Below are 24,275 nucleotides of genomic sequence, written 5' to 3' on the forward strand. Positions count from 1 at the left end.
ATGACTGATAAAGAACTTTGAAAAAAAATTAAGGAGTGATTGATAGCTTCTGATCTTGTTGAACCTAATGTTTATGAAGATTATATAAAAACAGCATCTCTTGAAACACTTTCAAAAGATCAAATGGCTATTGTCGTTAATTCTGAGTTTTCAAAAAAACATTTAGAATACATCAAAAATGGGCTAATTGAACAAATTTTACATGTTCTTGGTAGAGAAGTTGAAGTTTTGATGCTCACAAAAGAAGAGTACCAAAAAGAAAAATCATATTTTGAAACTATTAAGAAACAAAAAAACACTGTTAGATCTAGTTTCTCTTTTGATAATTTTGTTGCTGGTTCAAGTAATATTGGTGCTCTTGAAGCATCAAAAGCAGTAATTCAAGATTTAGGAACTAAATGAAATCCGCTTTTTATCTTTGGTGATTCTGGTTTAGGAAAAACTCACTTATTAAAAGCTATTTTAAATGAGTTGGGTAGTAAAAATCCAGATAAAAACATCAAATATTATACTTCTGGAGAATTTAGAAAAGAAATAATCGATTCTTTGCAAGGTGGTTTTAAAGAAATTGAAAGCACTAAAGATGAATTAAGTGAATTAGATGCTTTATTAATAGATGATATTCAGTTCTTAGCAAACAGTGATAAAACAAATGAAATATTTTTTGAACTATTTAATATATGTATTGAAAATAACAAACAAATTGTTATATCTTCTGATAAATATGCAGAAGCACTTAATGGTTTTGATAAAAGACTTTTATCAAGATTTAATCAAGGTTTGAGTGTAAAAATTGATAGACCTGATATTGAAACAGCTATAAATATAGTGGATTACAAATCAAAGTTAGCAAATCTAAACCTGTCAGAATCTGCAAAAAAATATGTTGCTTCTTACTACGGATCTGATGTTAGAAAAATTGAGGGAGCTATCAATAAAATAGGTTTTGCGTTAATCCAAAACAAAGTAGATTCTTCTAAGGTTATAGATGATGAAGAAGTAAATAATTTTTTACTTGATTATTCATTTGCGCCTGGTGGAGAAGTTACAGTTCAGAAAATAAAAAACGTTGTTGCTCAAAACTATGGTATTTCACCAGCACAAATTGATTCAAAAAATCGTATTCAAAAAGTTGTTATAGCTAGACATATAGCGATGTATTTAACAGGTGAAATTTTAAAGAAAAACTACACAGAAATCGGAGCTTGTTTTGGGGGTAAAGATCATACAACTGTTTTGTTTGCTTACAAAAAAATAAATGAACTTGTTGCCTCTGATAAAAATCTTAAAAAATTATTAACGAAAATGAAAAAGGAAATAACTTCTTAATATGTTAATTAGTATTTTGTAATGTTATTATAAATATATAAAAAAGTCTTTATTTTGGGGTTGTCTTAAAGTTATTCACATATTAACTCCATAATAATAATATTTAATAAATATAATCTAATATATGGGGGGGTATATCATGTATTTTGAGATAAATAGAAATTACTTTATTGATGAAATTTCGAAGTGTAATAGAATCGTTGATTATAAATCAGTTTCTCCTGCTCTTACAGGAATTTTTATTGAGGTGGATTCAGATAAAATTTCTTTGGTTTCTACTAATCAAACTTTATCTATTAAGACAAATATTTTTGCAGATACCAATGATCTTAAAATAAAAGAAACTGGAAGCTTTCTAATAAGAGGTAAAAATTTTATAGAAATTTTGAGAAGAATGGATGATGAAGTTATTTCAATGAATAAAGTTGAAACTAATTTAATTACTCTTTCTGGGGAAAAATCAGAGTTTATGTTAAATGTTATGGATGAACAAGATTTCCCAACAATTTCTTTTAAAGAGATTGGTTCAATGATTGAAGTGGAAACTAGCGATATTAAAAAATCGTTAAACCAAACAATAATTTCTGTTGATGAATATAATCAAAAAATAGTTTTACAAGGAATTAATTTTCAGATAGATTCAAGTATTTTATACATAACAGGTACTGATGGGAAAAGAGTTTCAAGAAAAAAAATTGAGCTTGGTGAAGTATACAACGACAGATTTGTAGCAAATGTTCCTTTCAAAAGTGTTTCAGAAATCATGAAACTTTTGTCGGATAAAGGTAAAACAAAAATTCTTGTTAGTGATAATTTTGTTACATTTACAATCAATAATTCGATCATTCAATCAACAGTTTTAGAGGGAAATTTTCCTGATGTTAATGGAGTATTTCCAAAAGATTTCAACAGTACAATATATGTAGAAAATAAAAAGTTTTTAAAACTAATTTCAAGAGCTGATATACCAAGTGAAGAAAATTCTTCAACAGTTGTTAATTTTATTTTAAGTGGCGAAACAATTTGTATAAAATCTAATATCCAACAAATAGGAAGTTTTGAAGAAGAATTTAAAGAATTTGAACTTAAAGGTTTAGAAGAACAAAATATATTTTTCAATTCAAAATACTTATTAGATGCTTTAAGAAGTTTTGAGACAAAAACAATTGAAATAAATTTTTTAGATAGTAAGGCTCCGATTGTTGTTGTTTCTTCTGAAGATCCTTCATTAAGTCAAATAATCCTACCTATGTTTTCTAGTTAGCATTTTTTAGCGTCTAAAAATGGTATAATTGAAATAGTTGGGAGTTACTCATATGACAAATAAATATGGTGCTGATCAAATTCAAGTTCTTGAGGGTCTAGAAGCGGTTCGTAAGAGACCTGGTATGTATATAGGTAATGTAGGAAAAAATGGACTACATCACCTAGTTTGGGAAATAGTAGATAATTCAGTTGATGAAGCTTTGGCTGGATTTTGTGATGAAATATCAATAATAATTACTGATAAAAACGAAATTATTGTTAAAGATAATGGTAGAGGTATACCGATAGATATCCATCCTAAGACAAAAAAAACAACTTTAGAAACTATTTTTACCGTGCTTCATGCAGGTGGAAAATTTGATGAAAATACTTATAAAGTATCAGGAGGTCTACATGGAGTTGGAGCCTCAGTTGTAAATGCCTTGTCAACTTATGTTGAAGCAATTGTTTTAAGAGACCAAAAAATGTACAAACAAACTTTTTCAGAAGGTGGTACAAAATCAAGTGAAATTGAAATAATTGGTACTTCTGAAACAAATGGTACGATTATTAAATTTAAACCAGACCCAATAATTTTTAAAGAAACTACTGAATTTGACTTTAAAGTAATACAAACAAAAATTAAGCAACTAGCTTTTTTAAATAAAGGATTAAAAATAAATTTATTTGATCAAAGATTTGAAAAACAAGTTTCTTATTGTTTTGATAATGGAATAAAAGATTATATTAGAGAGATAAATTCTTCAAAAGAAAGAATTAATGAAGATATTTTTTATGTTAGTGATACTTTGAATAAAGTTGGAGTTGAAATCGCTATTCAATATAACGAAACTTATGATGAAAGTATTTTTTCATTCTGTAACAATATTTTTACAAGTGAAGGTGGTTCGCATGAAGAAGGATTCAAATTAGCAATTGTTAAATCAATTAATAGTTATGTAAATTCTTTAAAAAATTTCAAAGGTAATAAATTTATCTTTGATGATATTAAAGAAGGAATATGTGCAGTTATTTCTATTAGACATATTGATCCTTTATATGAAGGTCAAACAAAAGCAAAACTTTCAAATGTCGATGCAAAAGAGGCTGTGTCACAAATTCTTATGGATTCATTCACTGAGTATCTTTTAAAAAACCCAGAAGATGCAAAACAAATTGTTGAAAAAGTTTTATTATCTCAAAAAGCTAGAAAAGCAGCTCAAAGAGCAAGAGAAGATACAAGAAGAAAAACAGCAATTGATAGTTTTTCATTGCCAGGTAAATTAGCTGATTGTGAATCGAAAAACTCAGATGAAGCTGAATTATATTTAGTCGAAGGGGACTCAGCTGGAGGTAGTGCTAAAATTGGTAGAAACAGAAAAACTCAAGCTATATTATCTCTAAGAGGTAAAGTTTTGAATGTTGAAAAAGTCAAGCAAGCTAAAGTTTTTGAGAATAAAGAAATTCAATCTATTATAGCTGCTATTGGAGCTGGGGTAAAAAAAGACTTTAATGTAAAAAAAATAAGATATGGAAAAATAGTTATAATGACTGATGCTGACGTTGATGGGGCTCATATTAGAATATTATTACTAACCTTCTTTTACAGATATATGAAAGATCTTATTACAAATGGTTATGTTTATATTGCACAACCACCTTTATATAAAATTGAGTCAGGAAAAAATAATATTGACTATGCATATTCAGATGCAGAGTTAGACGGATTAAAAAATGGTAAGTACAAAGATTTAAAATATGTAATTCAAAGATACAAAGGTTTAGGAGAAATGGATGCAGTTCAACTTTGAGAAACAACAATGGATCCATCAAAAAGAACAATGATTCAAATAAAAGTTGAAGACGCTTTTATGGCCAATGAAGTATTTTCAAGTTTAATGGGTGAAAATCCAGAATTAAGAAGAGACTTTATAACTGAAAACGCACAATTTGTAGAAAATATAGATTTTTAATTAGAAAGGGCAACCTAAAAAATGACAGATAAAGAAGAAAAAATAATAGGAATAGACATAAAAGACGAAGTAGAGAAAGATTTTTTAGAATACTCTATGAGTGTTATTGTTAGTCGCGCCCTTCCTGATTTAAAAGATGGTCTAAAGCCAGTTCAAAGAAGAATCTTATATTCAATGTATGACTTAAAAATAACTGCTGATACTCCTCATAAAAAATCAGCACGTATTGTTGGGGATGTTATTGGTAAGTATCACCCACATGGTGATTCATCTGTATATGAAGCAATGGTTAGAATGTCACAAGATTTTTCATATCGTTATCCATTGGTTGATGGTCATGGAAATTTTGGTTCTATCGATGGTGATGGAGCAGCTGCAATGCGTTATACAGAAGCTAGATTATCAAAAATATCAAATATGTTACTTAAAGATATTGATATGGATACAGTTCCATATATTGATAACTATGATGCTTCAGAAAAAGAACCACAATATTTAACTGGTTACTTTCCGAACTTGTTAGTGAATGGTTCAACAGGAATTGCTGTTGGTATGGCAACAAATATACCACCTCATAATTTAAATGAAATAATCGATGCTATAAATGCTTTTATTGATAAACCTGAAATTGAAATTGATGAAATTATGACACATATTAAAGGACCAGATTTTCCAACTGGTGCATCAATGACAAATGGTAAAAGCATGATAGATGGTTATAAAACAGGAAAAGGTAATTTAATTGTTCGTGCAAAAATTGATATTGAAGAAAACCAAAAAAAACAAAGAATTGTAATTAGTGAAATTCCTTATCAGGTTAACAAAGCAAGAATAGTTGAAAAAATAGCAGAACTTTATAAAAATAAACAAATAACTGGAATTACAGATATTAGAGATGAATCGAACTATGAAGGTATTAGAATTGTTTTAGATTTAGCAGCAAGCTCAAATGTGCAACTAATTATTAAAAGACTTTATAAATACACAAGTTTACAAACAAATTTTTCAATAAACATGCTAGCACTTAACAATGGAATACCTGAAGTTTTAAATATTAAAGATCTTATAAAACTATATGTTAAACATCAAATTGATGTAATTCTAAAAAAATCTATTTTTGAAAAAAATAAATTAGAAGCAAGGTTACATATTTTAAGAGCTTTAAAAATCGCTGTTGATATTAACAATATTGAAAAAATAATAAAAATCATTAGAGAATCAAAAAATAATGAAGAAGCATATAAATCATTGAATGATGCATTTGGTTTTGATGATAAACAAGCTAAAGCAATCTTAGAAATGAGACTTCAAAGATTGGTAGGTTTAGAAAGAGAAAAAATAGATACTGATATATCTACAATGGAATCTAGAGTTGCTGAACTTGAAAAAATAATTAATTCAAAAGAAGAACAAAATAAAACTTTGATCGAACAACTTATAAAAATAAAAGAGAAATTTGGTGATGAAAGAAGAACAAAAATCATTAACGAATCTCAAACAAAAATTGAAGAAGAGGAACTTATTCAAGATAAAAGAATGTTGATTACAATAACTGAAAACGGTTATGTAAGAAGAATAGACTCTGATGAATTTAAAACTCAAAAAAGAGGAGGGAAAGGAATCATAATAAATTCTTTTTCTGATGATAATATTGTGATTGCAGAAATTGGTAAAACCAAAGATGATGTTTTATTTTTTTCCGATCAAGGAAAAGTTTACAAAATTAAAGGTTATAACATCACACAATTTTCTAGAACATCTAGAGGATTACCGATAATAAACTTTATAGGTATAAACTCATCTGAAAAAATAACAACAGTACTTTGTCTGAAAAATAAAAAAGAAAAATTCAATTATCTAATTTTTGTTACTAAAAAGGGAATTATAAAAAGGGTTCTATTAGAAGAATTTAGTAGAATAAATCAACATGGTAAAATTGCAATTTTACTTGATAAAGGAGATACCTTAGTCTCGGTTGTACCAAGTTCAGGTTTAAATGAAATATTAATATCTTCAGAAAAAGGAAAAATATTAAAACTTGATGAATCAGATATTAGACCGATTTCAAGATCATCAAGAGGTGTCAGAGGAATAACTTTAGATAAAAATGATTCTGTAATAAATGCCGTAACAAATTATGGAAACAATTGTCTAACAACAATATCGGAACAAGGTATAATTAAAAAAACACTTATAAGTGAATATAATTTATTTGGTAGAGGTTCAAAAGGAATTGTTGGAATGAAACTAAATGAAAAAACAGGTAAATTTAAAGCTATGCATGCAATTAGAGATACCGATGATGTTTTGATGATTTCATCCAAAGGGAAGATTATTAAAATAAACTCACAAGAAATAAACTTACAATCAAGAAGTTCGATAGGTGTAAAAGGATTTAATTTAGAAGATGGAGAATATATTACAGCTACAACAATTGAATATAACAAAGAAGGGAGTGTTGAGTAATGATAGATATAAATAGAATTGAGCAAGAGTTTGAATTTGTTTGTGAACAATTAAAAAAAAGACAAACAGATTACACAAATGATTTAAAAAACTTGGTCGACCTAAATAACAAAAGAAAAGAATTGATTAAAAAAACCGAAGAACTAAAGTCTGAAAAAAATAAAATATCTAAAGATATTGGAGTTTTAGCAAGAGAGAAAAAAAACAATCAAATAGAAAGTTTAAAAAATCAAGTAAGTGTTTTAAATGAAAAAATAGACAAATATGATTTAGAACTTAAACAAATAAATGAAGATATAGAATTAAAACTTTTAGAATTACCAAATGTACCAAACAAAGATATGCCTGAAGGTAAAGATGAAGAACAAAATGTTGAAATAAGAAAATGAGTTGAACCAGGGTTGAAAAAATCAGAACCTCATTGAGACATTGCTACAAAATTAAATATGGTAGATTTTCAGTTAGGAGCAAAGTTATCGGGATCAAGATTTCTTGTTTATACTGACAGAGGCTCAAAAATGATAAGAGCCATAGCAGATATTCTTTTGAAGAGACATTCAAAACATGGTTACAAAGAAATGTTTTTACCATTGTTGGTAAATAAGGAAATAATGTATGGAACTGGTCAACTTCCAAAATTTGAAGATGATGCATATAAAATCGATGACCAGTATCTTATTCCAACATCTGAAGTTCCTCTTACAAATTTATTTAGAAATGAAATAGTTGAGCATAAAGACTTACCAATTTATTTAACAGCATTTAGTCAATGTTTCAGAAGAGAAGCTGGAAGTGCAGGCAGAGATACCAAGGGAATGATTAGACTCCACCAATTCAATAAAGTTGAAATGGTTAAAGTTTGTGACTCTGAATCTTCTTATGACGAACTTGAGAAGATGGTTTTAGATGCTGAAGATTGTCTTAAAATGTTTAAAATACCATATAGAGTAATAGAGTTATGTACAGGAGACGTTGGTTTTTCATCACAAAAAACTTATGATTTAGAAGCTTGATTTCCTAATCAAGATAAGTTTAGAGAAATATCATCTTGTTCAAATTGCGGGGATTTTCAAGCTAGAAGAATGATGGCAAGATATAGAAACAAAGAAAATAAAACTGAGTATTTACATACATTAAATGGATCAGGTTTAGCAATTGATAGATTGTTTGCCGCTATTTTAGAAAATCATTTTGATGGAAAAAAACTTGTACTACCAGAGGTTTTGAAACCGTACTTTGATAATAAAGATTATCTTGAGTAATGTTTCACGTGAAACAAAACTTTAAATGTTTCACGTGAAACATTAAAAAAACTTAAACCTTTTGAATAATTGTGTTATTATTAATAAGTCATTGTAAGGGTAACGTTCGAACTTGGTCAGGACCGGAAGGTAGCAGCCATAAGAACAAGTGCCTTGTACAATGACTTTTTTTTGAGGAGTTTTTATGAAAAGCAAAATAATTGATGTTTTAAAAAAAGAAATTAAAAAATGCTCAAAATCAGATGATGTTCCAGTAGCAGCGGCTATTGTTTTAGATAATAATGTTATTGCTAGTTCTAGAAATTCTAGAATTAAAAATAACGATATTTTAGGGCATGCTGAAATACAAGTAATAAATAAAATGATTAAAAAAACAAAATCTAAAAACTTAAGCTTATATAGTTTGATTGTTACTTTAAAACCATGTTTGATGTGCATAGCAGCGATTGAACAATGTAACATAAAAAATGTTTATTATTTTTTGGAAAATGAGAAGTGTGACTACAGTAAATATAAAACCAATATTATTTTTATAAAAGAGGAGTTAAATGAGGACGACACTTTCAAAAAAACACTCAAAGATTTTTTTAAGAATTTAAGAAATACTATGTAAAATTATATAAAAGGAGGCATTATGGAAAATAAAAAATCTTTATATAGAATTTATAGACCAAGAAATTTGGATCAAGTTGCAGGACACGAAAATTTAAAAAAAATTTTGATAGCGCAATTCGAAAACAAAACATTTCCACATGCCTTAATTTTTTCAGGACAGAGGGGAACTGGTAAAACATCTGTTGCTAAAATTATTGCAAAAACAATAAATTGTGAAAACATAAACCATTACAATCCGTGCGATAGCTGTAAAAGTTGTTTGGAATTTAATGCAAATTCCCACCCAGACATTTATGAAATGGATGCCGCATCAAATAATGGTGTTGACGAAATTAGAAATATAAAGAACAACGTTTCAACATTACCATCAATCTCTAATTACAAAATTTATATAATAGATGAAGTTCATATGTTAACAAACTCTGCTTTTAATGCTTTATTAAAAACATTAGAAGAGCCCCCAACTCATGTTATATTTATTCTTGCAACTACTGAGTATACAAAAATTCCGCAAACAATAATTTCAAGATGTCAGGTTTTTAACTTTAAAAAAATACACAAAGAAGCTTTAGAAAATAAAATAAAAGAAGTGTGTAGTTTCGAAAATATAGAAATAGATCAAGAAGCACTTGAAGAAATATTTTATATGTCAGATGGGTCACTTAGGGATGCATTAAATTTTTTGGAGCAAACAATGACAGTTTCTAAAAATTTAATAACAGCAAAAGAACTACAACTAGTTTTCTATATTTCAACAAAAGAAGAAAAAATTCAAATACTAAGAAATATTTTTGATTCTAAGGTTAAAGATATAATAAATTATTTTGAGAGAGCCAACGAAAAAGGAGTTGACTTCCAATCAACCACTTTGGGATTATTGGATATTCTAAAAGAAATAATAATTTTTAAAATGTCTAAATCAACAGACACATTAAAAATACTAAACTTGGACGAACTTAAAGAATTTGACCATATTAGTTTAAAACAAATATTTTTATTATCCGATAATTTATCAAACTCATACGAAAAAGCAAAAAACTCTAACATTAGCTATCAGTATATTTTGATAAATATACTAAAAACTATAAAAAGTTTTGAAACACTAATAAGTGTTAATGAAAATGAAGAACATAAATTTAATAATAAACAAACAGAAGAACAAATTAGTAAAGTTAATAATCAAAAAGTGTTTGAAGATCAAATTCAAATTAAGGAAGATATCATAGAAAAAAATAAACAAAACGAAGCAAGCGAAGTTATCACAAACAAGATTGATCAAGAACACGAAGTCAAACAATCTTCAAACTATAATAATGATTTTAATCAGACCAATCTGGTGGGTGAAGAACAAAAACTCGAAGAAGAAGAATCTAAACAAAACCTAACAGATAGTATAGAAAATAAAATAGAACAAATCTATTTGATTGAAAGTTTAGAAGAAAAATTAGAAAAACTCCAAATGGCAATTATGTACAAAGAAATCAAAAATATTAATTATGAATTACAAATTAAAGATGATGATATTTTAAACTTATTGATTGGTGCAGAAAAAGATGCTAGAAAACAAATTAGTGATCATCTAACTAATATATTTTTGATAAACCATAATGATAAAAATAAGTTATCGGATTTTATATGTTTCTATAATGTAAAAGTTAGAGCAGCAAATTATCAGTCAGCTCTAATTGTTGCAGAAGACGCAACAACCGCAAAGTGAATTAACGATAAACTACAAGACTTAACTTTTAGAGACTTGGTGCAAAAAGAATTTAAAAAAAACTTTGCCTTTATTTGTATAGACAAAAAAAGATGAGAAAGTATAAAAGAAGAATATCAATTTAGAAAAAAAATATCTTTATTAGATACTGAGTATAAAGAAATAAATGTAGATGATTTTTATAATAACTTAAAAGAAGTTGAGTCTGAAAATATATACTTAGAAAGAGCTAAGAAAATTTTAGATATAGACATAAAAGTGGTGGATTAGATGGATGAATTAATAGAACTTTTAAAAGAATTTGACGGCATAGGTCAAAAAGCTGCGAAAAAAATGTTTTTTCAGATAATGACTAGTAAATTAAAAAAACAAAAGTTAATTGAAGTTATTGAAAAGATATCAAACGATTACGAAATTTGTGAAAGATGTTTTTTTTATAAATACAAAAAACTATGCTCATTTTGCGATAGTCAAATAAGAGATAAGAATTTGATTTGTGTGGTTTCTGATATTCTAAACGCAGAAAAAATTTTAAACAGTAAGTTTAAAGGAATAATTCATGTTCTTAATGGTGAAATCAATATCAACAAAAATGTACATCCAGAAAAATTAAAAATTGAAGAATTATTTGCTAGAATTAATTCAGAAGTAGAAATATTATTAGCTTTAAATTTAACCTTTGAAGGTGAAGTTACAGCAAACTATATTGCAACAAAATTAAAAGATAAAGCAAAAAATATTACAAGAATTGCAAGAGGTATTCCTTTAGGTGGAGTACTAGACTATATGGATAACGAAACATTAGAAGATGCAATAAAAAATAGAAAAATAATTAAAAAGGGGTAAACAATATGATATTTATTACATTCGAAGGAATCGACGGTTCTGGTAAAACTACTATATCAAAAATGTTAAAAGATTCACTTGATCAAAAAGGATATAAAGTTTTACTTACAAGAGAACCTGGTGGAGAACCTATGGCTGAAAGAATTAGAAACATCATATTAGATTCAGATGTTGCTCCAACTCCATGAACAGAAACACTTTTGTATGTGGCCGCAAGAAAGCAACATCTTGACACAGTTATAGTTCCTGCTTTAAGAGAAGGAACGATAGTTATTTGTGATAGATTTATGGACTCAACATCTGCATATCAAGGTTATGGAAGAAACATAGGAATAACAGATGTTGATGAGGTTCAAAATATAGTTTTGGGTGTTACCAAACCTGATCTAACAATATTTTTTGATATAACACCAAAAGAAGCTCAGTTAAGATTAATGAATAGAAAAAGAGCTGCAGACAGATTAGAAAAAGAAGATATAAAATTTCATGAAAGCGTTTACGACGGTTATCAAATCTTAATTTCTGAGAATACAGATAGAATAAAAGTTATTGATGCAAGAAAAAATGTTAATGAAGTTTTCCAACAAGTTGAGTTCATTGTAGAAAACATACTTAACGAAGGATTGATGAAAGAGGATGACTAAGAAAGATATAATCTTAAACATTAATAATTTAATTCTTGAGAAAAAGCTTTTTCACTCGATAATTTTTTTATGTCCGGATCAATCTGAATTAAACAATCTAACAAATGAAGTTGTAAGAATGATTTTTTGTGAGCAAAACTCATTAGAAAATGATGATTGTATTTGATGTCAAAGAGTTGTAAATAACTCAACATTTAATTTTTTAGACATTGGCGATGGTATGAATCCAATAAAAAAAGAAAAAATAAACGAGCTAATAAATAGTTTTTCTTTATCTTCTATTGAAGATAAAGATATTAAACTATATAGAATAGCAAATTTAGAAAACTTATCGGAATCAGCTTCAAACTCGCTTTTAAAATTTTTAGAAGAACCACCAAAAAAAGTTATAGCAATATTACAATCAAATGATAGAAACCAAATATTACAAACCATTTTATCTAGGTGCAAAGTTTTTAATCTAGAAAGACCTAAGGAAAACTATGATGTTGATAAAACTTTTTATGATTTATTAATTAGTAATAAAGCTGACGATGTACTTTTATATTCAGATAAATTTAAGAAGTTTTCAAAAAAAGAACAAATAGATATTTTAAAATATGTTTACAATTTTTTTGTTTTAGAGAGTAAACCAAACTTAGCAGAAGATTTTTTAGATAGTATTTTTGTTTTAAAAAACGAGACGTATGTTAGTTTAGTTATTGAAAACCTGTTTATAAAAATTTATGAGGTGCTTAATGAAAGTTATCAATAAAGTTTTGAATTATAAAAATTTAAACATTTATCAAGAAACCGAGATGTTTTATTTTTGTCTAGACTCAGTATTGCTAGCAAGATTTTATAAACCAAAAGCAAAAGAAAAAGTAATTTGTGATTTTGGAACAAACAATGCAATAATCCCTTTAATACTTTCTAAATTTATATCAAAAGACACTAAAATAATTGGAATAGACATACAACCAAAAGCTTGTGAGCTTGCAAAAGAAAATATTAAACTTAATAATTTAGAAAATATTATAGAAATCATTAATCAAGACATAAAAGAATATGTAAAAGATAAAAACAATTTTTTTGATGTTATATATTGTAATCCACCTTTTTTCAAAGTTTTTGAAAACTCAAACTTAAATACAAAAAGCGAAAAACTAATACCAGCGCGACATGAAGTTAGTATTAACTTAGAAGAAGTTGTTAGAAGCGCAAAAATAGCTTTAAAAAATGGTGGAAGGTTTGTCATGATTCACCTTGTAGAAAGACTTGATGAAATTATCGAAGTTTTAAGAAAGAATAACTTCAAAGTTAAAAATATAAGAATTATATATTCTAAAAAAAATCAATCAGCAAAAAAAGTTTTGATAGACGCGATAAATGATGGTAATGAAGGTTTAAATTTTATGGAACCTTTATTTGTACACAACGATGATGGTTCTTACACAGAAGAGGTATCTAGAATGTTTGGTGATTAAATGAAGATTTGTAACAAAAAAAAGTATGTAGTAGGTTTATCTGGAGGACCAGATAGCATTTTTCTTTTAGATAATTTGATTAAGAAAGTAAAAAAAGAAAAAATAATAGCTTGTCATGTTAATTATAATTTTAGAAAAGATTCAAACGTTGATCAAAAAATTTGTGAAGATTATTGTAAGAAGAATAATATTGATTTGCGAACAAAAGTTGTAGATGTCTCATATGATAATCTAAAACAAAACTTTGAAGCATGAGCCAGAGAGTTGAGATATGATTTTTTTGTTGAGGTTTTAAAAGAAAATCAGTTTGATAAAATTTTAATTGCTCATAATATGAACGATGATATTGAAACATATATAATGCAAGTTGAAAAAAAAATACTTCCTAAGTATTATGGATTGAAAAAACAAACAACTTACAAAAATTGTATAGTTTATCGACCGATTCTAGAGTTTAAAAAATCAGAGATATTAGAATATTTGAGAAGAAACAATATTCATTACGCAGTTGATTCCACAAATTTAGACATAAAATACACGCGAAATAAAATCAGAAGTACTATTGATGAAAATGCTTTTGAAGAAATTTTAATTAAAAAAAACGTGGAGAACAAAAAAATAAACCAATATACAAATAAAATTAATAAACTAATTACTGAAAAAATAACTAAAAAAACTCTATTAAATAATACTGGTGAATTTAATGAAAGATTTTTATTTTCTTATTTAGAAAATAAAGGATTCGGTGAATTGATTTATTCAAGAAAGAAAAACTTTTTAAAAGAAATTTTAAAGCAATTAAAAAGCGAAAAATCATATGTAAAAATAGCAATTGGAAACTTGCTAATTATAAAAGATAGAGAAAATCTATATTTTGAAAATATAAAAAATATGCGAATTATAGATAAAAATATTTTTGATTTAGATGAAGAAGAAAAAAGATTTTTTAAATTAAATGACTTAAAAGGATTTGAAAAAGATACTTTTATCACAAACAACTGAGAAAAGTATAGATCTCAATTGATTTATAAAAATAAAAAATTAAGTGACTTTTATAAAAAAAATAAAATAAGCTATTTTGATAGATTTTCAACTCCAATCATTTATAATAAAACAAGTAAAAACATTCTTAATAATTTACTATAAGTGGTAAAATAAAAACAATGCTTTAGAAAACGGTGAAATTAATGAAAAATAAAAAAACCATCTGGTTGTGAGTAATACTTATTTTAATCGCAATTATAATTGGGATTGTTATTTATAACTTTCAACAAGGTACTGTTACTAAATGAACAGCAACAGATCTTAACAATAACATAGATTCAATTGAGGGTGACGTTTCTGTAAATGTCACAAGCACAGGTCTGTATGTTGTAGAAGGATATTATAGGTCTGGTGATAAGCTTTATCAATTTAGATCTGTTTTAGATCAACAAGATTACTACAGATTTAAAGATTTATTTGCTAATAAAATAGGAATAAATTATGATAAAGACTCACCTTGATTAGATTTAGCAAGAAGTCTTATTCCCACATTACTTTATCTTGGTGTTATGATTTGATTCCTTTCAAGTATGACTAAAGGTGGAATGGGTGGAGGAATGTTTGGTGCCAACAAACAAAGACCTAGAGAAACTAAATCAGATGTTAAATTTAAAGATGTAGCGGGAATTAACGAAGAGAAACAAGAGTTATTTGAACTTGTAGATTATTTAAAAAATCCAAATAAATATGCACAAATGGGAGCCAGAGTACCAAAAGGAGTTTTAATGGAAGGTCCTCCAGGTACTGGTAAAACTTTACTAGCAAAAGCGGTTGCGGGTGAAGCTGGAGTAGCATTCTTCTCAATGGCTGGTTCAGAATTTGAAGAAATGTTTGTTGGTTTAGGAGCAAGTAGAGTAAGAGATTTATTCGGAGATGCTAAAAAAACTGCACCATGTATTATATTTATTGATGAAATCGATGCCGTTGGTAGAAAAAGAAATGCATCATTAGGAACAGGAACAAGTGAGCAAACTCTTAACCAACTTTTAGTTGAGATGGATGGATTTGGAACTAACTCAGGAGTTATAGTTATGGCTGCAACTAACAGGGTTGATGTTCTGGACCCAGCTTTATTAAGACCGGGTCGTTTTGATAGAACAATTCAAATATCACTTCCAGATATTAGGGAAAGAGAAGAAATTCTTAAACTTCATGCACGTAATAAATCTGTTTCACCAGAAATTGATTGAAAACGTATAGCTGAAAGAACGCCTGGTTTTTCAGGTGCTCAACTTGAAAACGTTTTAAATGAAGCTGCAATTCTTGTTGTTAGAGAAAAAAGAAAAATGATAACAATAAACGACATCGATGAAGCTATCGATAGAGTTGTTGGTGGACCAGCTAAAAAATCAAGAGCAATGACATTGAATGACAAAAAAATCGTTTCATATCATGAAGCTGGACATGCTTTGATTGGTTTAAAATTAAGATCTGCATCAAAAGTCCAAAAAGTTACTATTATTCCACGTGGTAATGCAGGTGGGTATACAATTATGACTCCAAAAGATGAATCTAATTTTTCTTCAAAAGAAGATTTATTCGCTGCAATTGCTGGTTACTTGGGTGGTAGAGCTGCCGAGGAAATTATTTTTGGTAAAGAAAATGTAACAACAGGAGCACACGATGATTTAGATAAAGCAACTAACATAGCTAGAAAAATGGTTACTCAATTTGGTATGTCATCATTAGGTCTAACCAAATACTTGACTATGGCAGAAGAAGCTTATGGACAAACAAAAGGTGTTTATTCAGATGAAGTTGCATATAAAATTGATAATGAAATAAACACTATTCTTGAAGAATGTTATAAAATTTCAATTAAAACAATTAATGAACACAAAGATATTTTAGAATTAATTGCAGAATCATTAAGGGTTTTAGAAACTATTACAGCCGAACAAATTGATTACATTAATAAAAATAAAAAATTACCAAATGAAGTTCTTTTTGAAAAAGAAAGAAAAGATAAAGAAGATAAGAAAAGAGAATCTGGAGAAATACTTGAATTTGAACCAGATGAAGAAAACTAAAAACACCAGTTGGTGTTTTTGTTTTTTAATAGGTATAATAAAAAAGTTTATAGGAGGTAAATATTATGGATATGGAAATAAGAGCTATTAGTGATGAAAAGAATGTTAAAATGGCAATTGTTGATGTTACTGAGTCACTTAATGAAATAATAAAATTACAAAAAACAAACCCTTTAGGAAGTGTTGCTTTAGGTAGAACGGTTTTAGCAACCGCTTTGCTAAGTTTGAGTATAAAAGATGGGAGCAAAGTTACAACAAACATAAACGGTCAAGGACTTGCAGGCACAATAATTGCAGAATATCAAAATAATAAAATAAGAGGGTATATAGAAAAAAACAATTTTGATGCAGAACAAATAAAAAAAGACACTATAAGCCCATTGGCACAAGTTGTTGGAGTTGAAGGTTTTTTACAAGTATCAAGAGATAATAATGAAAAAATACCTTATACATCTAAAGTAGATTTGATCTCTGGAGAAATCAATATGGACTTTATGTATTATTTACAACAATCAGACCAAATACACTCATTAATAACCACAACAGTAGAAATAAATGAAGATGGTTCTATTAAAAAAGCTTGTGGAATAATTCTACAATTATTACCCGGATATAAAGATGAAGATATTGATTTTCTTGAAGAAAAAATTGGATCATTAGATCACTTAAAACAAACTTTAATAGCAACAACTAACTACGAATCTTTATTAAAAGATATTTGTCAAGATGCAAAAGTTTTAGGTGTAAATGAACTTAAATTTGAATGCACATGCAATCACCAAAAAGTAATGGAGTCAATTAAAATGCTTGGTAATGAGGAAATATCAAATGCATATACAAAAGGTGAAGTAATAGAGGTAGTTTGTGACTTTTGTAAAAAGCAATACAATATTAAACCAGAGGAATTGAAAAGTTTACTAAACTAATATGTTATAATTATATGGACGTTATTTAATAGATTTAAGGGGTACTTATGGAAAACAAAAATCTTAATAATAATAAAGATAACAAAAAAGCAAACAAAGAGTCAAAGTTTGAAAAAAAACTAAAACCAGTTGAAGAAAGAGAAGTAGTCTTTGTGGACTCTCATAAATTTGAAGATGATGGAATAAAAGGTTTCAAAGCACGTATTAAACTACAAAAACAACTTACTTCAAAATATTCAAAACAAATTTTGAGTGGTGACACTGTATCAACTACTGGAAATAAACCTGACACAGATAAATATGCAATTGAATTATATGGTGTTAGAAAATGATACACAAATGGTGATATGGTGACTCCAATTTTAAAAGGGATTGACCTAAAAATTGAAAAAAGTAAGTTCATAGTTATATTAGGGCCATCTGGTTCAGGAAAAACCACTTTATTAAATGTAATATCTGGTTTAGATAAGGTTTCTGAGGGAGATGTTTTTTCAGTAGGAAGCAATCTTACTTTATTGAAAGATTCTCACCTAACTATGTTTAGAAGAGAAAATGTAGGTTTTATTTTCCAACAATATAATCTTCTGTCAAATCTAACTGCAAAAGAAAATGCAGAGGTAGGAGAAAACTTAAGTAAAAAAGCTGATAATGCTATGTCAATAGAAGAAATATTTGAAACTATTGGTATGAAAGAACAAATGAATAAATATCCTCACCAAATGTCTGGTGGACAACAACAAAGGGTTTCTATAGCAAGGGCTTTAGCAAAAAATCCTGCAATCCTTTTTGGTGATGAACCAACAGGAGCTTTAGATGAGGAAATGGGAAGAAAAGTTTTAGAAATTCTTCTTGAGGTTAAAAAAAGATTTAATACAACTATAATTATTGTTACCCACAACCCTAATATAGCAGAAATAGGGGATACAATAATTCACGTTAGAAATGGTTTAATAGATAAAATGTCTAACAATCCAAATCCTAAAAAACCATCAGAAATTGATTGATCATAAAAAAATGATTTATTTTGTAGTATTTATATTTTAATAATTATAAAAAAAGATATAATAAAATGAGTAAAGGTGGAAAAAATATGCCAATTTTTAGTTTTAAAGGTGTCTCAATTGATGAGGTAAAAGAATACTCAAAAAAAGTAGGAGAACTTTCACAAATAATAAATGTTGATGTGAAGGAGTTTGTTTTTTGATGAGAAGAAACAGAAGCTGTTTGAAACGGACATGATAAACACGTTGTAATGGTATCTATAGATTGAGTCGGAAGACCAGTCAAGCAGGAACCTGTAACTAAACACCTTATGGACTTTTTTGCAAAAAACGGAACTAACGTTTATGTAAAATTTACAGAAATTAATAACTTTATGTACTTGAATGGTAAAGTAAAAGGATAATGAAAATAAAAAATATTGAACTTAAAGGCAAGATAGTTTTAGGTCCAATGGCAGGCACAACAAATGCTGCATATAGAATTATTTGTAAGGAAAAAGGGGCTTCTCTTGTGTACGCAGAAATGGTTAGTACAGAAGGTTTGGTACATAACAATACTAAAACAAGAGAAATGATTAAAGTATCAGACTTAGAGCACCCAATCACTCTACAAATATTTGGTTTTGATGTAAATTCATTTGTTAATGCAGCAAAAATAGTTGATCAATATTCTGATTGTGACATTATAGATATAAATATGGGCTGCCCGGCACCTAAGGTTGCTTTGAGAAGTCAAGCAGGAGCAAACTTACTAAAGTATCCCGAAAGAGTGGGAGAAGTTATTAAAGCGGTTGTAGATAATACAAACAAACCAGTTACAGTTAAAATGCGTATAGGATGAGATGAAGACAGCAAAAATGTAATCGAATTAGCAAAAATTGCAGAAGCAAATGGAGCAATGGCGATTGCAGTTCATGGAAGAACAAGAAGTCAATTTTATTCTGGTAATGCAGATTGAAGTTGAATTAAAAAAGTTAAAGAAGCAGTTTCTATTCCAGTTATTGGAAACGGCGATGTTGTTGATGGTCCAACAGCTAAAAAAATGTTTGAAGAAACAGGTTGTGATGCCATTATGGTTGCAAGAGCTGCACAAGGTAATCCATGAATTTTTAGAGAAATTGAATACTACCTTGAAACAGGAAAATCTTTAGATAAACCATCTTATGAAGAATGAAAAGAAACAGTTTTAAGACATGCAAATCTATTGATTGAAATGCGCGGAGAAGAGTTTGCTATAAAGGAAATGCGGAAGCAAATTTTGTGATACTTAGCAGTTTTGGGTAGAAATGAAACAATTTTAAAAATGAAAAAATTAGCAACCGAAATAACAACGTTAAATGATATAGAAAAATTATTTAAGATTTATGAAAATCAATAAAGGAGAAAAAATGAATAACAATTTTGATAGAAATTTTAGCGAACAAGAGTTAGTTCGTAGAGAAAAATATAAAAAATTAGTCGAACAAAACAAAGATCCATTTAGAGAAACGTTCTTTGATCGTACACACAATACAAAAGAATTATTAGAAAAGTACAATGGATTTAGTAAAGAAGAATTACAAAGTAAAAATGGTGAACAAATTTCAACCGCAGGAAGAATAAGATTATTTAGAGAAGCAGGAAAAAAAGCTATTTTTGCAAATATTCAAGATCAAGTTGGAATGATCCAAATTTATGTTAGAGAAGATGAAATTGGAGCAGAAGCATTTGAAAGTTTTAGTGATCTTGATTTAGGAGATATTATTGGTATAACAGGTGTAATGATGAAAACCGATCATGGAGAATTGACTATTAGAGTTAAAAAATATGTTTTATTAACTAAAGCCATGAAACCATTACCTGACAAACATGCAGGAATTAGTGACATTGAGGAAAAATATAGAAGAAGATATGTTGACTTGATTGTTAATCCTGAAACAAGAGATGTTTTTATTAAAAGAAATAAAATTATTAGAACAATCCAAAAAACTTTAGATGATAAAGGATACATGGAAGTTGAAACACCGATTTTACACTCAATTCGTGGTGGGGCAACAGCGCAACCATTCACCACATTTTATAATGCTCTTAATAATGATTTTTACTTAAGAGTTGCACCAGAGTTACACTTAAAAAGATGCATCGTGGGTGGATTTGAAGGAGTATACGAAATAGGTAGACTTTTTAGAAACGAAGGAATAAGTACAAGACATAATCCTGAATTTACAACAATAGAAATTTATGTTGCATATAAAAATATGTATTTTGTTATGGACTTATGTGAAGAATTAATTAGAACATGTGCGATGGCTGTTAATGGTAAAACAACTTTATCATACGGTGGTTATGATTTAGATTTAGGAAAACCATTTAAAAGATTACACATGGTAGATGCAATTAGAGATATTAAAGGAATTGATTTCTGAAAACCAATGACATTTGAAGAAGCTAAAAAAATCGCAGATGAACACAAAATTAAAATTGAAAAACACCACTCAACAGTTGGACATATAATCAATCTATTCTATGAAGAGTTCGTTGAAGAAACTATAAAAGAACCAACATTTGTTTATGGTCACCCAAAAGAAATATCACCATTAGCCAAAGCTAATGCTGATGATCCGAGATTTACAGATAGATTTGAGCTATTTATCTTAAATAGAGAATATGCAAACGCATTCTCTGAGTTAAATAATCCAATCGATCAATTTGAAAGATTTTTAGATCAAGTTAAAGAATCAGATCAAGGAAATGAAGAAGCAAATGATATGGATATAGATTTTGTTGAAGCATTAGAATATGGTTTACCTCCAACAGGTGGAATCGGAATCGGAATTGACAGACTAGTTATGTTGTTAACTAATTCAGAATCAATTAAAGATGTTATATTATTCCCGCAAATGAAACCAAGAGGATAATTTATGAAGTATGGGATCACACTTGGATATGTTTCAAAGCTAAATTCATTTGAAACTGTAAAGGGTATTGAACTAATTAAAAACAAAATAAAAAGTCAGCTTAAAAAAAATTTTGGTTTAATTGAAGTTAGTTCAGCAGTTGTAACAGACAAAAATCTTTGATTGAATGATGATGCGCAACAAACAAGAAGACCAATAGATTTTGATATTTCTTTTAATAATAGTTATGGTGAAGTTTTACAATCAAACAACAAGTGAAGAAGAAATTTTTTACTAGAAGCTGAATTTGAAGAAAAAGATAAAGGTATAATAACTGATTTTTTTGCAATTGAAAGAGACGCTGAAATGACAAACACATCGTCTATAACTTTTCATGAACTAGGAATGGAAATTCTTAAAAGTAATTATAGTATTGAAGAGGTCAACTCTTGTGTTACTGATATTTTTAAAATCATAAACGATATTGATAATGAAGTGTCAGAAAAGTTTAAAAAATTAACAAAAAAACATTTTGGTAATACTTTAATATTTGTTACTTATAAAAAATTGAAAGAATTATATCCGCTATTAACTTTTAAAGAAAGAATCAATAAATTTGGAAAAGATAATGGTGCATTTGTATTGCAAGAATTTGTATCACAACTTTTCAATCAAAATAATGTTGGTCAATTTTCAAGTGATGTATTTGATTTTAGTACCTATTCTAAAATATATTTTTACAATACAAATTGTGAAAAAGCAGTTAGTATAGGGTATGTATCTTATTCTGTTGATAGAGAAAAATTTAAAGCGCAAAACTCTATTTTGAAAGAAAATCAAAAAACCCAAACAGAATATCAAAATAAGTTAAAATCAGACTTGTTACCACTAACAATTACCTCTGGGATTTATGTAGATAGAATAGTTATGGCTATTTTAGAAAAACAGCACATAGGAGAGGTCACTTCTTCTGTGTGAGATCAAAAATTTTTAAATTACTGTAACACTAATAACATAAAAATATTTTAATCAACCACCATTGTGGTTGATTTTTATTTATAATTATTTTGGTGATAATATGATTGACTTAGTAATTGTTGCTTATGGAAAAAGTGAGCGATTTGGTAATAATAAAATGCTTGAAAAAATTGAAGATGATTTTTTGATAAACAAAACTTTAAAAGCTTTTAGTAAAATCTCAGAAGTTAGCAAAGTAATCGTTGTAACAAACAGCAAAGTATGAGATAAAATTGATAAAAAAATGTTTGACAAACTTTTTTTTATCGAGGGCGGAAAAACTAGAAGTCAGTCAGTCAATCGAGGACTAAAGTTGGTTGAAAGTAATTTTGTATTTATTCATGATGGCGCAAGACCATTTCTGAGTAAAAAACTTATAAATAATTTAATAAAGCATAAAGATTTAAATGATGCAGTTATTCCTTATTTAAAAATAACTAGTTGCTTGAAAAAAATAGATGGTGATCAAATACAGACTTTGAACAGGGATGACTATTTTATTTCTCAAACCCCTCAACTATTTAAAACTAATATAATAAAAAAAGAGTATGAAAAGCTTGATATCAATTGGTTTGATGATTGCCAAGCGTTAGAGGGTAAAGGATATAAAATAAAACTAATTGAAGGTGAAGAACAAAATAAAAAAATAACTTACAAATATGATATAAATAATTAATATTTTTTAGTCTTTTAATATATAATAACTTAGTGAGTTAATTTCTATTAACTCCTTGCCTTTATTAGGCCAAAAGACCATAAGGAGAGTCAAAATGATTAGAAAATACGAAGTTATGTATATTATCGATCAAGACACAACAGATGTTAAAGCAGTTCAATCAAAACTACACGACATCTTAACAGCCAACGGTGGTAAAATTCTAGAATCTGAAGATTGAGGGTTAAAAGAATTTGCGTATGAAATAAATAAAAAAAGAAAAGGATACTACTCAGTTCTTATTGTTGAAACTGAATCTGAAAACATTGAAGAGTTCAGAAGAATTTCAAAAATAGATAAAAATGTAGTTAGAGAATTAATAATAAACACTGAAAACGAAAAAAAATATATTCAATCAACAAAACTATCTAAAACAGATATGTCAAAATTTAAAGAAGAGAAAAAACCTTCAAGAGGTTTTGATAGACGACCTGGTGGAAGAAGAGATGATAGAGGTGAAGCTAATGATGCTAGACCAAAATCAGACAATAACGAAAACAACACTCAAACTTCAAGTGAAAATGATGTAAAAAAATCTGCACCAGCAGTTAAAAAATCAGCAGAAAAACACGAAGTAAAAGAAGAAGCACTAAAAAAAGCACCAGCAAAAAAAGAAACTAAAAAAGAAGAAGAATAAGCATTTAGGAGGTTAGCATGAACTCAGTTAATTTAATTGGAAGAATCACAAAGGACCCAGAACTTAGAACATCAAGTACAGGTAAATCATATGTTGCATTTACACTTGCTGTTTCTGAATATGGGGGAGGAAAAGAGTATACAAACTTTATTCCTTGCTTTGCTTGAGAAAAAACAGCAGAAAATCTAGCTAGATATGTTAAAAAAGGTGGACAAATCGCTGTTGAAGGTAATGTTAATGTTAGACAAGATAATAACAATGGACAGTATTCTACACAAGTAACAATTAGAGCAAATAGAGTTCAGTTTTTAGGAAGTCCTGGTCAACAACAACAAGTTGCAAGACCCGTGGCACCCGTGTCTAACTTAAATGAACAACCGACATCAAATAATTATGATTTTGATTTAATTGAAGACAATAGACCTTCAAATGATGATGACTCAATTTTATGAGATGACTAAAAGGA

At 27.9% G+C, this 24,275-nt stretch carries 22 protein-coding genes and 1 other RNA gene; all 23 read left to right on the plus strand.

Annotated elements, in window-relative coordinates; translation table 4 throughout:
• The 23 genes from dnaA (at window position 1) to SHELI_RS00115 (ending at window position 24,270) form a co-directional block, all read left to right on the plus strand.
• Complete coding sequence (gene dnaA / locus SHELI_RS00005; protein WP_069115742.1) at window positions 1–1,329, plus strand: chromosomal replication initiator protein DnaA; 1,329 nt, start codon at window positions 1–3, stop codon at window positions 1,327–1,329.
• 139 nt (window positions 1,330–1,468) lie between these two features.
• Window positions 1,469–2,593: a DNA polymerase III subunit beta gene (gene dnaN / locus SHELI_RS00010; RefSeq protein WP_069115743.1), complete on the plus strand. Its 1,125-nt coding sequence runs from the start codon at window positions 1,469–1,471 to the stop codon at window positions 2,591–2,593.
• 52 nt (window positions 2,594–2,645) lie between these two features.
• Window positions 2,646–4,547, plus strand: coding sequence for a DNA topoisomerase (ATP-hydrolyzing) subunit B (gene gyrB / locus SHELI_RS00015; RefSeq protein WP_069115744.1), 1,902 nt, complete (start codon window positions 2,646–2,648; stop codon window positions 4,545–4,547).
• A gap of 21 nt (window positions 4,548–4,568) precedes the next feature.
• Window positions 4,569–7,013 (plus strand): DNA gyrase subunit A, encoded by a 2,445-nt coding sequence (gene gyrA, locus SHELI_RS00020; RefSeq protein ID WP_069115745.1) that lies wholly within the window; start codon window positions 4,569–4,571, stop codon window positions 7,011–7,013.
• A complete protein-coding gene (gene serS / locus SHELI_RS00025; protein ID WP_069115746.1) occupies window positions 7,013–8,275 on the plus strand; it encodes a serine--tRNA ligase in 1,263 nt (420 codons plus the stop codon). The genes gyrA and serS overlap by 1 nt, the downstream gene beginning before the upstream one ends.
• 80 nt (window positions 8,276–8,355) lie before the next feature.
• Window positions 8,356–8,452: signal recognition particle sRNA small type (gene ffs, locus SHELI_RS00030), an RNA gene on the plus strand.
• Between the two features lie 7 nt (window positions 8,453–8,459).
• A complete protein-coding gene (locus tag SHELI_RS00035; protein ID WP_069115747.1) occupies window positions 8,460–8,888 on the plus strand; it encodes a nucleoside deaminase in 429 nt (142 codons plus the stop codon).
• Between the two features lie 21 nt (window positions 8,889–8,909).
• The gene (gene dnaX / locus SHELI_RS00040) at window positions 8,910–10,877 is read left to right on the plus strand and encodes a DNA polymerase III subunit gamma/tau (protein ID WP_069115748.1); all 1,968 of its coding nucleotides are present in this window, start codon (window positions 8,910–8,912) and stop codon (window positions 10,875–10,877) included.
• Window positions 10,878–11,453, plus strand: coding sequence for a toprim domain-containing protein (locus tag SHELI_RS00045; RefSeq protein ID WP_069115749.1), 576 nt, complete (start codon window positions 10,878–10,880; stop codon window positions 11,451–11,453). It begins immediately after the preceding gene.
• 5 nt (window positions 11,454–11,458) lie between these two features.
• On the plus strand, window positions 11,459–12,097 hold the full coding sequence (tmk, locus tag SHELI_RS00050) for a dTMP kinase (RefSeq protein ID WP_069115750.1): 639 nt from the start codon (window positions 11,459–11,461) through the stop codon (window positions 12,095–12,097).
• Window positions 12,090–12,851: a hypothetical protein gene (locus tag SHELI_RS00055; RefSeq protein ID WP_069115751.1), complete on the plus strand. Its 762-nt coding sequence runs from the start codon at window positions 12,090–12,092 to the stop codon at window positions 12,849–12,851. Before tmk ends, SHELI_RS00055 begins: the two co-directional genes overlap by 8 nt.
• Window positions 12,835–13,563 carry a tRNA1(Val) (adenine(37)-N6)-methyltransferase gene (locus SHELI_RS00060; RefSeq protein WP_069115752.1) on the plus strand — a complete coding sequence of 243 codons (729 nt, stop codon included), beginning with the start codon at window positions 12,835–12,837 and terminating at the stop codon, window positions 13,561–13,563. The genes SHELI_RS00055 and SHELI_RS00060 overlap by 17 nt, the downstream gene beginning before the upstream one ends.
• Entirely contained in the window at window positions 13,564–14,709 is a 1,146-nt protein-coding gene (tilS, locus tag SHELI_RS00065; protein WP_069115753.1) for a tRNA lysidine(34) synthetase TilS, read from the plus strand.
• 32 nt (window positions 14,710–14,741) lie between these two features.
• Entirely contained in the window at window positions 14,742–16,637 is a 1,896-nt protein-coding gene (gene ftsH / locus SHELI_RS00070; protein WP_157087554.1) for an ATP-dependent zinc metalloprotease FtsH, read from the plus strand.
• Between the two features lie 65 nt (window positions 16,638–16,702).
• On the plus strand, window positions 16,703–17,563 hold the full coding sequence (locus SHELI_RS00075; RefSeq protein WP_069115755.1) for an Hsp33 family molecular chaperone HslO: 861 nt from the start codon (window positions 16,703–16,705) through the stop codon (window positions 17,561–17,563).
• A gap of 47 nt (window positions 17,564–17,610) precedes the next feature.
• Window positions 17,611–18,573, plus strand: coding sequence for an ABC transporter ATP-binding protein (locus SHELI_RS00080; RefSeq protein ID WP_084449209.1), 963 nt, complete (start codon window positions 17,611–17,613; stop codon window positions 18,571–18,573).
• An 80-nt stretch (window positions 18,574–18,653) separates the two neighbouring features.
• Window positions 18,654–18,968 carry a DUF1904 family protein gene (locus SHELI_RS00085; RefSeq protein ID WP_069115756.1) on the plus strand — a complete coding sequence of 105 codons (315 nt, stop codon included), beginning with the start codon at window positions 18,654–18,656 and terminating at the stop codon, window positions 18,966–18,968.
• Window positions 18,968–19,942 (plus strand): tRNA dihydrouridine synthase DusB, encoded by a 975-nt coding sequence (dusB, locus tag SHELI_RS00090; RefSeq protein ID WP_069115757.1) that lies wholly within the window; start codon window positions 18,968–18,970, stop codon window positions 19,940–19,942. Before SHELI_RS00085 ends, dusB begins: the two co-directional genes overlap by 1 nt.
• 10 nt (window positions 19,943–19,952) lie before the next feature.
• Window positions 19,953–21,461, plus strand: a complete 1,509-nt coding sequence (gene lysS, locus SHELI_RS00095; RefSeq protein ID WP_069115758.1) for a lysine--tRNA ligase — start codon at window positions 19,953–19,955, stop codon at window positions 21,459–21,461.
• Window positions 21,462–21,464: 3 nt separating this feature from the next.
• On the plus strand, window positions 21,465–22,469 hold the full coding sequence (locus SHELI_RS00100) for a class-II aminoacyl-tRNA synthetase family protein (protein ID WP_069115759.1): 1,005 nt from the start codon (window positions 21,465–21,467) through the stop codon (window positions 22,467–22,469).
• Between the two features lie 49 nt (window positions 22,470–22,518).
• A complete protein-coding gene (locus SHELI_RS00105; RefSeq protein WP_069115760.1) occupies window positions 22,519–23,133 on the plus strand; it encodes an IspD/TarI family cytidylyltransferase in 615 nt (204 codons plus the stop codon).
• A gap of 94 nt (window positions 23,134–23,227) precedes the next feature.
• Complete coding sequence (rpsF, locus tag SHELI_RS00110; RefSeq protein WP_069115761.1) at window positions 23,228–23,809, plus strand: 30S ribosomal protein S6; 582 nt, start codon at window positions 23,228–23,230, stop codon at window positions 23,807–23,809.
• Between the two features lie 17 nt (window positions 23,810–23,826).
• On the plus strand, window positions 23,827–24,270 hold the full coding sequence (locus tag SHELI_RS00115; RefSeq protein ID WP_069115762.1) for a single-stranded DNA-binding protein: 444 nt from the start codon (window positions 23,827–23,829) through the stop codon (window positions 24,268–24,270).
• Window positions 24,271–24,275: the final 5 nt, after the last annotated feature.

Source organism: Spiroplasma helicoides (genome assembly GCF_001715535.1).
Lineage (GTDB): Bacteria > Bacillota_I > Bacilli_A > Mycoplasmatales > Mycoplasmataceae > Spiroplasma_A > Spiroplasma_A helicoides.